Source organism: Exiguobacterium sp. PvP048 (assembly GCF_040549175.1).
Taxonomy (GTDB): domain Bacteria; phylum Bacillota; class Bacilli; order Exiguobacteriales; family Exiguobacteriaceae; genus Exiguobacterium_A; species Exiguobacterium_A artemiae.
Genome location: NZ_JBEPSU010000001.1, coordinates 592137 through 606065 on the forward strand (window position 1 = coordinate 592137; position 13929 = coordinate 606065).

The 13929-nt window shown below is 48.9% G+C and carries 15 protein-coding genes; 2 read left to right on the forward strand and 13 right to left on the reverse strand.

Features of this window, described 5'->3' with window-relative positions:
- Positions 1-144 precede the first annotated feature (144 nt).
- Together glpX and ABIC15_RS02960 are read left to right on the forward strand one after the other, a co-directional pair.
- Positions 145-1125: a class II fructose-bisphosphatase gene (gene glpX / locus ABIC15_RS02955; RefSeq protein WP_012371193.1), complete on the forward strand. Its 981-nt coding sequence runs from the start codon at positions 145-147 to the stop codon at positions 1123-1125.
- A 36-nt stretch (positions 1126-1161) separates the two neighbouring features.
- Positions 1162-1437: a DUF3055 domain-containing protein gene (locus ABIC15_RS02960; RefSeq protein WP_012371194.1), complete on the forward strand. Its 276-nt coding sequence runs from the start codon at positions 1162-1164 to the stop codon at positions 1435-1437.
- Between the two features lie 44 nt (positions 1438-1481).
- Here the strand turns inward: ABIC15_RS02960 and ABIC15_RS02965 are convergent, their stop codons facing one another.
- From ABIC15_RS02965 to ABIC15_RS03025, 13 genes are all read right to left on the reverse strand, one after another.
- Positions 1482-1934 (reverse strand): general stress protein, encoded by a 453-nt coding sequence (locus ABIC15_RS02965; RefSeq protein WP_012371195.1) that lies wholly within the window; start codon positions 1932-1934, stop codon positions 1482-1484.
- A gap of 84 nt (positions 1935-2018) precedes the next feature.
- Complete coding sequence (locus tag ABIC15_RS02970) at positions 2019-2399, reverse strand: YutD family protein (protein WP_012371196.1); 381 nt, start codon at positions 2397-2399, stop codon at positions 2019-2021.
- A gap of 104 nt (positions 2400-2503) precedes the next feature.
- Positions 2504-3403 carry a lipoyl synthase gene (lipA, locus tag ABIC15_RS02975; protein WP_354019682.1) on the reverse strand — a complete coding sequence of 300 codons (900 nt, stop codon included), beginning with the start codon at positions 3401-3403 and terminating at the stop codon, positions 2504-2506.
- Between the two features lie 63 nt (positions 3404-3466).
- Positions 3467-4762, reverse strand: coding sequence for a bifunctional metallophosphatase/5'-nucleotidase (locus ABIC15_RS02980; RefSeq protein WP_354019683.1), 1296 nt, complete (start codon positions 4760-4762; stop codon positions 3467-3469).
- Between the two features lie 20 nt (positions 4763-4782).
- The gene (locus ABIC15_RS02985; protein ID WP_354019684.1) at positions 4783-5628 is read right to left on the reverse strand and encodes a DUF72 domain-containing protein; all 846 of its coding nucleotides are present in this window, start codon (positions 5626-5628) and stop codon (positions 4783-4785) included.
- A 182-nt stretch (positions 5629-5810) separates the two neighbouring features.
- Positions 5811-6377, reverse strand: a complete 567-nt coding sequence (locus ABIC15_RS02990) for a dihydrofolate reductase family protein (RefSeq protein WP_354019685.1) — start codon at positions 6375-6377, stop codon at positions 5811-5813.
- Positions 6378-6462: 85 nt separating this feature from the next.
- Positions 6463-7860 (reverse strand): Fe-S cluster assembly protein SufB, encoded by a 1398-nt coding sequence (gene sufB, locus ABIC15_RS02995; RefSeq protein ID WP_012371200.1) that lies wholly within the window; start codon positions 7858-7860, stop codon positions 6463-6465.
- Positions 7861-7892: 32 nt separating this feature from the next.
- Complete coding sequence (gene sufU / locus ABIC15_RS03000) at positions 7893-8327, reverse strand: Fe-S cluster assembly sulfur transfer protein SufU (protein ID WP_012371201.1); 435 nt, start codon at positions 8325-8327, stop codon at positions 7893-7895.
- Positions 8317-9540, reverse strand: coding sequence for a cysteine desulfurase (locus ABIC15_RS03005; RefSeq protein WP_214766163.1), 1224 nt, complete (start codon positions 9538-9540; stop codon positions 8317-8319). The genes sufU and ABIC15_RS03005 overlap by 11 nt, the downstream gene beginning before the upstream one ends.
- Position 9541: 1 nt before the next feature.
- Positions 9542-10819, reverse strand: coding sequence for a Fe-S cluster assembly protein SufD (gene sufD / locus ABIC15_RS03010; RefSeq protein ID WP_214766165.1), 1278 nt, complete (start codon positions 10817-10819; stop codon positions 9542-9544).
- A gap of 18 nt (positions 10820-10837) precedes the next feature.
- On the reverse strand, positions 10838-11623 hold the full coding sequence (gene sufC / locus ABIC15_RS03015) for a Fe-S cluster assembly ATPase SufC (protein ID WP_012371204.1): 786 nt from the start codon (positions 11621-11623) through the stop codon (positions 10838-10840).
- A 156-nt stretch (positions 11624-11779) separates the two neighbouring features.
- Entirely contained in the window at positions 11780-13006 is a 1227-nt protein-coding gene (locus ABIC15_RS03020; RefSeq protein WP_214766167.1) for an MDR family MFS transporter, read from the reverse strand.
- A 72-nt stretch (positions 13007-13078) separates the two neighbouring features.
- The gene (locus ABIC15_RS03025) at positions 13079-13912 is read right to left on the reverse strand and encodes a MetQ/NlpA family ABC transporter substrate-binding protein (protein WP_012371206.1); all 834 of its coding nucleotides are present in this window, start codon (positions 13910-13912) and stop codon (positions 13079-13081) included.
- Positions 13913-13929: the final 17 nt, after the last annotated feature.

A 13929-nucleotide genomic window follows, 5' to 3' on the forward strand; every position in this document is an offset into this window, starting at 1 on the left:
CCCTCACACCCTTCATTTTAGCTCTATCGGCGAAACATGAAAAGCAGAAAGGCTGTTTGCATCACATTGCGCAATGTGTTATCCTCAATTTAGATTTTTACGAAAATAGTATGTCACATTAGGTGACTTGGAGGTTATTCATAGATGGAACGCGAATTAGCACTAGAAATCGTCCGAGCAACAGAAGCAGCTGCACTGGCATCCGCCAAATGGATTGGCCGGGGCAAGAAGAACGAAGCCGATGATGCGGCAACAACAGCCATGCGCGAAGTCTTAAACACCGTTAACATGGCGGGAACAGTCGTCATCGGTGAAGGGGAACTCGACGAAGCACCGATGTTATTCATCGGCGAAAAAGTTGGTACGACAAGCGGTCCTATCGTCGATATCGCCGTCGATCCGCTCGAAGGAACGAACATCGTGGCAAAAGGTCTCGGTAACGCCATGGTCGTCATCGCAGTCGCTGACCAGGGAGCATTGTTACACGCACCGGATATGTATATGGATAAACTGACAGTCGGACCAAACTTAAAAGGACATGTCTCACTTGACGATCCCCTTGAAGTCATCATTCAAAAAGCAGCAGAACTAAATCAGAAAAGGATTGAAGATGTCACGGTCATCATGCAGGATCGTCCGCGCCATGATCACTTCCGAGAAGCGGCAATGCGTGTCGGCGCACGTGTCCGTCTGTTTGAAGACGGCGATGTATCAGCCGGAATCGCTCCGCTCTCACCATCAACGGGCATCGATATCTTCATTGGAACCGGTGGGGCACCGGAAGGCGTCATCACAGCAGCTGCCGTCAAAGCAATGGGCGGCGATATGCAGGCACGTCTGCACCCGATGAACGAGGAAGAAACAGCACGCGTCATCCGGATGGGGCTTGCGGATCCGTTGCAATTGTTGACGCTTGATGATCTGATCAAAAGTGACGACTGCATCTTCGCAGCAACAGGCGTGACGACAGGTGAAATGCTCGACGGCGTCCGCTTCTTGACGGATGATATCGTCGAGACGACATCACTCGTCATGCGTTCAAAAACACGGACGATCCGGAAAGTCATCGCCGAACATAGCTTGTCACGTAAACCGTACTTGCAAAAGGTTCCTCAAACCCTTTAATCTAAGCAGAGATGAAGGAAATGAGGGAACTGACAGATGATGCAAGAACGCGATTTTTTATATGATGACGTCGAACAGACAAAAACCCGATTCGTTTGCTGGATTGGTGAGACGAGCCGGTTTGATTTAGCGATCACCCATTCCGAACATTTTTTCGGAAAGATTTTAGTGTTGAATCTCTTATCCAACCGGTTTGCCATCATCGGTCCGGATGACTTCGATGAACCCGGCTATATCGCTCATGCCTTTGATCTTGAGGATGAAGTGGCGGATGAACTTGAAGGATACTTACGCGACTATATCGGATTATAAGCAAAAAAACAGCCAATTCCCGAAGGGAGTTGGCTGTTTTACTGTTACAGTAACCGGTCGTTACGCTCGTTGAGTGTGTTGGGACCGCTGAAGACATTCGTATTGTCGGATTCATCATGGGCTTTACGTTCCGAATGTTGATCCGCTTCATCGCCGACGAGTAAGACGAATTGTCCCTCTTCCGCTGCTTTATTGGCACGGTTGACATCATCTTTCGTTAATCCACTCGCTTCGAGGACATCGCTGTGTGAAGAAGGTCCGTTGCTGTCTTTTTTAAAGATTCCTTTGATCTCCTGCCACAGATTCATATGTTCTTCCTGCGACAGACGTGTTGATGTTTGATGATTTTTCAAATCGGCCAATTCCTCGATCTGTTCCAGATCATATCGATCATGGGCAACGACTTTCAAATCTGTTGATACAACACCTGCGACACGTAAATCATGAACAGCACTGACAACTTCTGGTACAGACTTGTAAATCCCGACGATTCTCATGGATAGTTCCCCCTATAGGTGCGTGATACTATACTATTAGCCGAAAACACCCAATCAGAAACATCCTTTCAGATGTCATTTTGATTACTGCTCGTCCTGTGTCTCTTCTTTCGTCGCTGAAAACTTCCGTTTCAGTTTTAACGTATTCGCTGAAGATCCGTCGAAGCGAGGTGGTGCTTCTTCTCCTTCTACGAATTCCATCCGTTTGACGATAAAATACGCACAGCCGAAATTGCAGTATTCATACAAATAATCCGCCACGTGGGAGATTTTTGTATCAAACGTTGCTTTTTCATGGTTGTCGTCATAGAAACCACGGAGGCGCAATTGTCCGTGTCCCCAATCTCCGACGATGTAGTCGTATTTTTCGAGCACATCACTAAACCGGCCGATGAAGGCTTCTTCGTTGAATCCTTCTCGTTTTTCTTCCACGATTTCATATCTTTCACGATTGACTTGTATCATTTTTCCACCCCCTGCTTCCTTTATCTTACCATAATCATACTTGAAAACGAATCGTCAGACAGCAGAAAACCGTCCTCGCACGCGGCGTGGACGGTCCTTGATCATCAATCGATCGGCAGAGCCGCTTTATTTTTTTTCGCCGCGTTGACTTGCTCGTCAGCATGGTACGACGAACGGACAAGCGGACCGGCCTCACAATGCGAGAAGCCTTTTCCGAGCGCAATCTGTTTTAATTCAGCAAATTCTTGTGGCGTGTAGTACTTGATAACGTCCAAGTGCTTTTTCGTCGGTTGGAGATACTGACCAATCGTCATGATGTCGACGTCGTTCGCACGCAGGTCGTCCATCGTCTGTAAGATTTCGTCCCACGTCTCCCCGAGTCCGAGCATCAGACTCGATTTCGTCGGAATTTCCGGTGCGAGTTCTTTGGAACGACACAGGAATTCAAGTGTCCGATCGTACGTTGCTTTCGCCCGGACCGTTGGTGTCAGACGGCGAACCGTCTCGATGTTATGGTTCATGATGTCCGGTTTGGCTTCAATCAGCGTCTGCAACGCCTCGAAGTTCCCACCCATGTCGGACGGTAAAACTTCAATCGATGTTTCCGGGTTCATGCGACGGACTTCCCGTACCGTCTCCGCATATACCCCTGCCCCGAAATCATTTAAATCATCACGTGCAACCGCTGTAATGACGGCATGCTTCAGATTCATCAGACGAACGGATTCCGCTACGCGTTTCGGTTCTTCTAAGTCAAGTTCATTTGGACGTCCTGTCGTCACGGCACAAAAACGGCAGGCCCGTGTACAAATGCTTCCAAGAATCATGAATGTCGCCGTCCGGCGAACCGCCCAACACTCGTGAATGTTCGGACATTTTGCTTCCTCACATACCGTGTGAAGCTTTTTTTCACGCATCATACTTTTGAGTTCTGTGTAAGTCTCATTCGTGTTCAGCTTGATCTTCAGCCATTCTGGTTTACGTTGTATCTCTCTGCGTCCCATGAATCGGTTTCCCCCTTTATCCGTAAAAAACTGACCTGATTTCTGTTACAGTATAACAAATATTCAGTGTTTGCGGATGGGTAATTCACCAATTTCTGACTTCTCCGATAGGCGATCAAAGAGCAGATCCCGTAACAATTCCGGCATGAAATATTCTTTCGGCATTTCTTTGATTTCCGGAAATAAAGGACCAAATGTAAACATATCCGGAAGGACCACGGTGTAATGTTTCGCATCGTCCAGATGTTGCCGGTTTCCGGCATAATGCATCTTGCCCATCAGCTTTCCCCGGAAGCCGAGTCCGCGGACTTTTAACTGTTCAAAGCGGTTCGTATCGACTTCGGCGATGAATTGTTTTAATTCTTTTCCGGTCATCGTCACTTTACACGGATTGATCGGATGCGGACAAAGCCGGTGTAAATCGTAAGACGAAACCGGTCCCGGGGACAACGAACCGAGCAGCATACCGGCCGGCACACAGGCAAGATCCGCCTGACACCAGTCCCGCATCGTATCAGCAAGCAGTTGTGTAAACGGCGATGGATTAAACCAGTCATTCGCTAGACCTGATGTCCGGCCAATCGGTTGTTTCATCTGACGTTCTGCCAAATACTGTTCCTTATCAAGCAGAACGGCTGTCGCTTCATCTTCCGGATAGGATTCGAGCGGATGAAGAACCGCTTCTTTTTCGCCCGTATCCGTATTCAGATAAATCTCACCCGCATATTGTCCGTGTTTTCCTGCCTGGGCAATCAGTACACCGTTTCGGACGACACCATCATCGAGAACATGATGCGTATGCGATCCAATGATCAAGTCCAGTTCCGGGAACCGTTCCGCCAAGTCTTCATCCTGATAAAAACCAAGATGACTCAGACAGATCAGCACATCGACCTGATCCCGCAAGGCTTCGATTTCGCGGGCCGCTGCTTCAAACGGATTCTCAATCGACCAACCGAGTAACTCGTACAATTCATAATACGGCGCCGTCAGTCCAAAAATACCGACTTTCCCAGTCGGTAATTCCTGAATCATCCCGGCTTTGGCGAATGGGGCCGACAAGTTCGAGACAAGCACCGGGAACGTCGCATCGCTGTATAGTTCTGCCAGCCAGTCATGCGGAAATGTGATGCCTTCATTGTTTCCAATCGTGACAGCCGTCGGCGATAATTCGTTTAAGAGATGGGTGTTAATTTTTCCTTGCGTCGCTTCCGTTGCCGGGGCAACCCGGTCGGCATGGTCCCCCAAGTCAAAGACGAGGGAGTCATATGTCCGGTGTTCTTTCATAAACGACATATAGCGAAGCCACATATCAAAGTGTGAATGCAGATCGTTATAATGAATGACGTGTAACTTCACGCATAAGCCTCCTCCAGGTATTAAAACAGTGAAATTTGCCGGGGCGCGAGCGATTCATAATCGAGACCTAAAATCTCGATGAGACGTTTCGCATTCGGTACGGCATCCCCTGCCGAGTTGTTATTAAAGAAAACATACACGTCTTTTGCCTGTTCGGCAAGTGAACGGATATGTAAGGCCAACTCTTGTAATTCTTCTTCTGAATAACGGTATAGACACCGGACTTTCCGCCAGTCCTCACTGCTTTGTCCGGGCTTCTTCAGCCATCCGGCGACATTTCGGCCGTGCAGACGCACAAATGCTGTCTCCTGTGTGACGACCGGGACGAAGGGCACCGATCCGTCTTCCGTCTGCGGCTCATCACAAATCGTATGAATGAACTGATGCTCGGCTAAGAACCGGAGCGTTCGTTCCTGGTAGGCGTCCGAATACCAGGACGGATTCCGAAATTCGATTGCGACCGGGAGGCCGGCAAGCGACTTCCGAATCGTCTGAAGATATTCAAGATGTACTTTGCTGACGTCAAACCACGGTGGCAGTTGGACGAGAATCGCGGCAATCTTGCCACTCTGCCGCATCGGCTCGATCGAAGCGAGATACTGTTCAAAGATGGGACCAAGTGGATCCTTGTTTTCCCGGTCATGACCGCTCATCGCCCGATGGACCTTGACGATGAACCGGAAATCATCCGGTGTTTCCGCGACCCACTTCTGATAGTTGCGTTCCGGCTGAATCGCATAATACGTTGAATCGACTTCGACTGCCGGAAAGTGTCCCGCGTAGGCAGCGAGCTTCTCTTTCCGATCCTGTGGTGTCGGATAGAGGCTGTCATGATCGCCCCAACCGGTCACGCCGACATAAATCATCCTGCTCCCTCCGTTCCGTTTTCTCTGCTTATTGTTCATCATAGCATAGCAGAATCGGGAATTTCTTCTTCAAGACTCTTCTCGGAAAACACGTGTGTTTTTCATATAAAAAACAAGCAATTCCTTCCTACTCCTTGAAAAATAAGGAGGAAAAATTGCTTGTTTCATGATTCCACTGAGGGTTATAAGAAGTCGGTTCGCATCCGTTTATACGTCAAAGCGATGCAACCGGAAGCAAAGGTCTGTTGATCTACAAGCTGTAAGGACAACGATTGCTCAAACAGCGGAAACATTCGTTTCCCTCCACCGAGTAAGACGGGATAGATGACGACATGATAACAGTCCACCAAATCCAAACGGATGGCTTCCGCGGTAAGGGTCGCCCCGCCGATCGCAATCTGTTTACCCGGTGCCTGCTTTAATGCCGCGAGTTCCTCGGCAAGCGGCCAGGTCGCAAGACGGGCATTGCCCTCGACGGCCGTCAACGTTTGCGAGAAGACGACTTTTTCAAGGGCCTGCCATGTTTTCGCATACTCGATGATGATCGGTTCATCTTCCTGATCGGCTGTTTCCCAGTAGTGCATCATCTCATACAGACGACGGCCGTACACATGGGTATCAAATGCTTTTTCATAATCATTGAAGTACTGATGCAGTTCCGCATCCGGTGACGCAAAGGCGATGCTGCCCGATGCATCCTCGATGTAGCCGTCGAGCGAGACTTGAAAAGAATAGACGATATCACGCATGATGAATCCCTCCTTTTTCAATCCTTTACCCGCTTTTGCCTGTGTACAAAAAACTCTCTCATCCAGAGATGAGAGAGCAGAAACATTATCCGATTGAACCTTCCATCTCGAACTTGATGAGACGGTTCATTTCGACCGCATATTCCATCGGCAATTCTTTTGTGAACGGCTCGATGAAGCCCATGACGATCATTTCAGTTGCTTCTTCTTGTGAAATCCCGCGGCTCATCAGGTAGAACAATTGCTCTTCCGAGACCTTCGATACTTTCGCTTCGTGTTCAAGCGAAATGTTGTCGTTGAGAATTTCGTTGTACGGAATCGTATCTGATGTCGACTGGTTGTCCATGATCAACGTGTCACATTCGATATTCGAACGTGCGCCAGTTGCTTTACGGCCAAAATGGACAATCCCACGGTACGTGACTTTCCCACCGTGTTTCGAAATCGATTTCGAGACGATCGTGGACGACGTATTTGGTGCGAGGTGAATCATTTTCGCGCCTGCGTCCTGGTGTTGTCCTTTACCAGCGATGGCGATTGATAATGTCATACCGCGTGAGCCTTCCCCTTTAAGGATGACGGCAGGGTATTTCATCGTCAATTTCGAACCGATGTTACCATCGACCCATTCCATCGTTGCGCCGGCTTCACAGATCGCACGTTTCGTAACGAGGTTGTAGACGTTGTTTGCCCAGTTTTGGATTGTCGTGTAACGGCAATACGCGTTTTTGTTGATGAATATCTCAACGACCGCCGAGTGAAGCGAGTTCGTTGTGTAGACCGGTGCTGTACATCCTTCGACGTAGTGAACCGATGCTTCTTCGTCAACGATGATCAACGTCCGCTCGAATTGACCCATGTTTTCCGAGTTGATCCGGAAGTAGGCTTGAAGCGGCGTATCCATCTTGACGCCTTTTGGTACATAGATGAACGATCCACCTGACCAAACCGCTGTATTGAGGGCAGCGAATTTGTTGTCTGTCGGCGGGATCAATTTACCGAAGTACTCACGGAATAAATCTTCGTTTTCTTTCAGTGCTGTATCTGTATCTTTGAAGACGATCCCTTGATCTTCCAGTTCGCTCTTCATGTTGTGATACACGACTTCTGATTCGTACTGTGCCGAAACACCTGCAAGGTATTTTTGCTCAGCTTCCGGGATTCCGAGTTTATCAAACGTACGTTTGATTTCTTCCGGTACTTCATCCCAAGATTTTTCAGCACGTTCTGACGGCTTAACGTAGTACGTGATGTCATCAAAACGAAGATCTGATAAATCGCCGCCCCATGCTGGCATCGATTGTTCGTTGAAAATCTTAAGTGATTTCAGACGGAAATCAAGCATCCATTGCGGTTCTTCCTTCATTTTCGAAATCGTCTCGACAACTTCTGTCGTCAAGCCGCGTCCTGAACGGAAGATCGAGATATCGCGATCGTGGAAACCATATTTATAATCGCCAATTTCAGGCATGTTCTTAGCCATGTTCGTTTCCTCCTCTTACTTACTGACCGAAGTTACTTCCCTTCTTCGACGCCGCGTTCGAGCGCCTTCCAGGCAAGTGTCGCACACTTGATTCGCGCCGGGAATTTTGTCACACCAGACAGTGCTTCGGCATCCCCGAGATCAAATTTTTCATCGTCGTAGTCTTTTCCTTGAACCATCTCGGAAAAGACGTTGGCGAGTTGTAATGCTTCTTCGACTGTTTTTCCTTTGACAGCCTGTGTCATCATCGACGCAGACGCCATACTGATCGAACATCCTTCACCGTCGAACTTCGCATCTTTTACGATATCGTCCTCGATTGCGAGCTGCAGACGGATTGTGTCGCCACATGTCGGATTGTTCATATCGATTGTCACACCACCGTCAATCGCACCACGATTGCGGGGCGTTTTATAGTGGTCCATGATCACTTGACGGTACAAGTGATCGAGATTGTTAAAATCCATGACTGAAATACTCCTTCGTTTGGCGAAGTCCTGTCACTAATGCGTCTACTTCTTCCTTTGTATTATACAGGTAGAAGCTGGCTCGTGCCGTAGAACTGGCTCCAAGCCAGCGCATCAGCGGTTGCGCGCAATGGTGACCGGCACGGACTGCGATACCTTGCATATCGAGAACCGTCGCGACATCATGCGCGTGAACATCACCGAGATTAAAGGTGACGAGACCAACACGTTCTTCCGGACCGTAAATCGTCAGTCCTTCGATGTCACGCATTTGTGCCATCGCATACTGAGCGAGCTCACGTTCGTGGGCTTCGATGTTACCGAGTCCGACTTGTTCCAAGAAATCAATCGCTGCCGATAAGCCGACTGCGCCTGCAATAATCGGTGTTCCTGCTTCGAACCGGTACGGAGAAGGTTTGAACGTCGACTCTTCCAGCCCGACGTAATCAATCATCTCACCGCCGAATTCAACCGGCTCCATCGCATTGAGCAATGCTTTTTTACCGTACAGGACACCGATGCCGGTCGGTCCGCACATTTTGTGAGCGGAAAACGCGAGGAAATCACAATCGAGATCTGTAACGTCAATCTGCTGATGCGGTGCGCTTTGCGCTGCATCGACCACCATGACGGCGCCGGCAGCATGGGCGAGTTGCGTGACTTCTTTAATCGGGTTGATCGTTCCAAGGACGTTCGAAACGTGGGCCATTGCCACAATCTTCGTCCGATCCGAAATCTGTTCTTTGACCGCTTCGATCGTTACACGACCGTCTGCCGTCAAATCCACATATTTCAGTTTCGCTTTTTTCTTTTTCGCGACCTGTTGCCACGGAATGAGATTCGCATGGTGTTCCAGGTACGTGACGACAATCTCGTCCCCTTCTTCCACATGCTCCATTCCGTAACTTGAGGCGACGATATTGATCGCTGTCGTCGTCCCGCGGGTAAAGATAATCTCTTCATGGTGTTGCGCCTTGATGAAACGACGTACGTTCTCACGCGCACCTTCGTACGCATCCGTCGCTCGTGTTCCGAGCGTATGGACGCCACGGTGCACATTCGAATGAACCGTCTTGTAGTAGTTCTCAATCGCCTCAATGACGACGAGCGGCTTTTGTGACGAAGCCGCACTATCTAAATAGACGAGTTTCCGGTCATTAACCTGTTGGTCAAGAATCGGAAACTGATTGCGGATGGATGCATCGATTCCCATATTAGTTTACTTTCCCTTCGATCACTTGAACGAGGCGTTCTTTGACAGAGTCAATCGCGAGTTCCGAAACAACCGGTTGTAAGAAACCGTGAACGACGAGACGTTCTGCTTCTTTGCGTGAAAGACCACGGCTCATCAAGTAGTAGAGTTGAAGTTCATCGACACGACCGACAGATGCCGCGTGTCCTGCCATGACATCATCTTCGTCAATCAAGAGGATCGGGTTTGCGTCTCCCCGTGCCTTTTCAGACAACATGAGGACACGTTCCGTTTGGACACCGTTTGATTTTGAAGCGCCATGGTGAATCATTGATGTTCCGTTAAAGATCGATGTCGCTGAATCTTTCTGAACACCGTGAATCAAGATGAAACCTTCCGAACCTTTACCAAAATGGTCTGTCCGGACGTTGAAGTTTTGTTTTTGCTCGCCACGACCAACCGTTACGGCTTTCGTGTCCGAGAACGAATCATTACCGACGAGGTGTGTTTTCGTTTCCGTGATCGTGTGTCCGTCATTCATGTGACCGAGTGCCCATTCGAGCTTCGCGCCTTGTTTGACGACACCGCGACGGTTCATATACGTCACAGCACCTTTCGCAAGCGTATCGACGCCTCCGAAAAGAACTTTCGCATTGTCTTCGACGAAGACTTCTGTCACGACGTTGACGTTATGGGCTTCTTCGCCGTAAGAGACGAAGTTTTCGATATACGTCAGTTCACTGTCGACATCTGCGATGATGATCGCATGGTGGTACAACGCACCGCCTGTTTGTTCCAGCGTATAGATGGCCTGCATCGGAACAGTCAACTTCAAGCCTTTTGGTACATACAGGAATGTACCGCCGTTCATGAGTGCTGCGTTGAGTGCTGCGAGACGATCTTCGTTGACGTTGACGCCTTCTGTCATGAAGTATTTCTCGACGAGCTCCGGATGGTGCTTCATTGCGTCTTCAAGCGTCGTGAAGATGACGCCGTTCGTCGCTTCGCTGTTTTGCGCGTGGACGAGTTGTCCGTTACGCGTGATCAGCATATGGTCACGGTTTTCACCGATCAACGATTCGATATCCGGTGTCAGACCAGTTACCGTTTCGAGATCTGCTGTACCTTCTGTGAAGTTCCAGCCACCGATTTTAATTTTTTCTACTTTTGGCAATGCGAGCGTCGGGGCAAGATCAAGTGCATCTTGACGCTTGGTAATCATCCAAGCCGGTTCCCCTAAGCGAGTCGCACGTTCTGCCACTGCCTCGCGATTTACGGCAAGATTCAGTTCTACAGTCATCATGCTTCCTCCCTCGTCTTACGCTTTTGTTTCGATTTCGACTTCTTCGATGCCGAGTTCTTTTTTAACCCAGTCATAACCTTCTGCTTCGAGACGGTGAGCAAGTTCTTTACCACCAGACATGACGATTTTTCCGCCCATCATGATGTGGATGAAATCAGGCTCGATATAGTTCAAGAGACGTTGATAGTGCGTGATGATCAAGCAGCCGAATTCAGGTGAACGCATTTCGTTAACACCTTTTGCGACAACTTTAAGCGCATCGATATCAAGACCTGAATCGATTTCGTCAAGGATGGCGATGGCTGGTTTCAGCATCGTCATTTGGAGAATTTCATTCCGTTTCTTCTCTCCGCCCGAGAAACCTTCGTTGAGGTAACGGTGTGCCATTTCGCCCGGCATTTCGAGAAGACCCATTTGCGCGTCGAGTTGACGGATGAATTTCATGAGTGAGATTTCATCGCCTTCTTCGCGGCGTGAGTTGATTGCTGAACGCAGGAAGTCTGAGTTCGTGACACCACTGATTTCGCTTGGGTATTGCATGGCAAGGAACATACCTGCTTGCGCACGTTCGTTGACTTCCATTTCGAGGACGTCTTCGCCGTCGAGTGTGACTGATCCTGATGTCACTTCATACGTCGGGTGACCCATCAATGCAGATGCGAGTGTTGATTTACCAGTCCCGTTTGGTCCCATGACCGCGTGGATTTCGCCGCCTTTGATTTCTAAGTTGACGCCTTTCAAGATTTCTTTGCCGTCGATTGCAACGTGTAAATCTTCAATCTTTAAGTGTGAAGCCTTCATGTAGAATCCCTCCATCTATTCATTTCGTGTCTGACGATTCAGTTCACGAGAGTTACTAATTTAGTATCATTCTAATCTTAATGAATCATACCACATTATTCAAGCGTCATCGCTCATGGTTTTTTCTCAAAACCGAGCCTTTTAGTGAGAATGACTTTAAAGTGAGACGACTTCCTTCTCTTCTTCCGGTTTCGTTTGACGATGAACCCGCTGTGACAGTAAGAGCAGTGGTATTCCGAGAACTGTCAAGAGGGCTAAAATACCGAAAATCGGCAGCGGACGTTCCGGTCCAAAATAAAGTAACAATTGTCCGCCGATGACCGGTCCGACCGATTGACCAATCGATGTCAAGCCCATCGCCCCGAAGTAACTTCCCCGTAATTCCGGTGTCGCAAAGCTGTCCGTTAAAATGTCCGTCATCGTAAACATCATCACTTCCCCGCATGTGAAGATGAACATCGCGCCAATCATCAGCCAGACCGTACCGGCCGTTCCCATGACGAATAATCCGACGGCAACGGTCGCAATACCGACCGTGATCGAGACGAGCGGTGATGTCTTGACACCGAACTTCATGATCGGGTACTGAACGACGAGCACGGTGATCGCGTTAATCGTAATCAACAAGGCAAACAGACTCGTTCCCCCGGACAATAAGGTCGTCGTCGTTAAAAACTGCGGCAACGTCGAGTTGAACTGACTGTAGCCGAAGACACCGAAGATGATTCCGGCGAGTGCGAACGTAAAGGCGACGTCGGTCTTCAGCAGACGGACCGTTGCCCCGAACGACACCTTTTTCCCGCCGTGACTTTCCGTGATCGGATGACGTCGGAACAGAATAAAAATTGCGACGCCGTAGCCGAAGTAAACGAACGCCGTAATATAGAAGGTAACCGCCGTATTGCCGGCACTGAGCAACAAGGCGATCCCCGGTCCGATCGCAGCTGCAATATTGATGCAGGTGTAACGGATGTTAAAGACGAACAGCCGGTTCTTTTCATCGGTCGTATCACTGATCAACGCCCGGGCGGACGGTTCGAAGATGGACCGGAAAATACCGTTTAAGGCACTCAGGATGAAGAATGCCCAAAAGGTCTCGACCTGGGCCAGTCCGATAAAGACAAGCACAAAACCAAACGTTCCGCTGAGCATCATCGTCCGGCGGCCGTAGCGGTCGGATAATGTCCCGCCGACGAAACTCATGACCAGACTGGCGATGGCCGAGATACTGAGGATCCAGCCGACATCAACCGGACTGAACTTCAGAACGACCGACAAGTAAATCGCAAAAAACGGCATCGTGATGAATGTCCCGAGTCTTGCAAAAAACGTTCCGAGCAGGACGCCGACCGTCAGTGGATGAAGCTGTTTCAAACGTTGCATGGAAATCCCCCTTTCGCACAAAAAACAATGCATCCTTCCATTATATAGGAAGAATGCATTGAAGGAAGCAACTTATTTGCTGACCGGTACGACTGCACCTTTGTATTCTTTTGTGATCCAGTCCTGGTTCTTTTTCTCGTGGAGAATATCGAGCAATGTCGTGACGCGCTTGTCTTTTTCATCGCCGTCACGTGTGACGATGATGTTGACGTACGGTGAAGACTCGTCTTCCAGTGCAATCGTATCTTTCAACGGGTTCAACCCGTTGTCAATCGCATAGTTCGTGTTGATGAGGACCGCGTCGCCTTCGTTGTTTTTGTAAGCTTGCGGTAAGAGTGACGCTTCGATGTTTGTTTTGAACTTGATGTTTTTCGGGTTTTCCGCGATGTCTTTGAGCTGTGCATCGGTTGTTTTACCGTCTTTCAACTTGATCAGTCCTTCGTTTTGAAGGAACGTCAAGACACGTCCGCGTTCAGCGACGTTTGAGCTCGTTAAAATCGTTGCACCTTTTGGCAGTTCATCCAAAGACTTGTATTTTTTAGAGTAGACACCGAGCGGTTCGACGTGAACGCCGCCGGCACTCGCGAATTTATAGTCTTTGTTTTCTTTTTCCTGTTGCTCCAGGTACGGCACGTGTTGGAAATAGTTCGCATCGATTTCTTTTTCAGCAAGTGCTTTGTTCGGCAGGACGTAATCCTGGAACTTTTTGATTTCGAGTTTATAGCCTTTTGCTTCATATTCTTTTTGGACGTGCTCGAGAATTTCAGCATGGGGAACATTTGACGCCCCGATGACGAGTGTTTTTGAATCGCTGCTGCCTGATGAAGATTCTTCTCCACATGCTGCAAGACTGACTGCTAAGACCGATACGGCTGCTGTGCCGACGAATTTTTTCCAAAGTTTCATGAATGATTCCTCCCAAG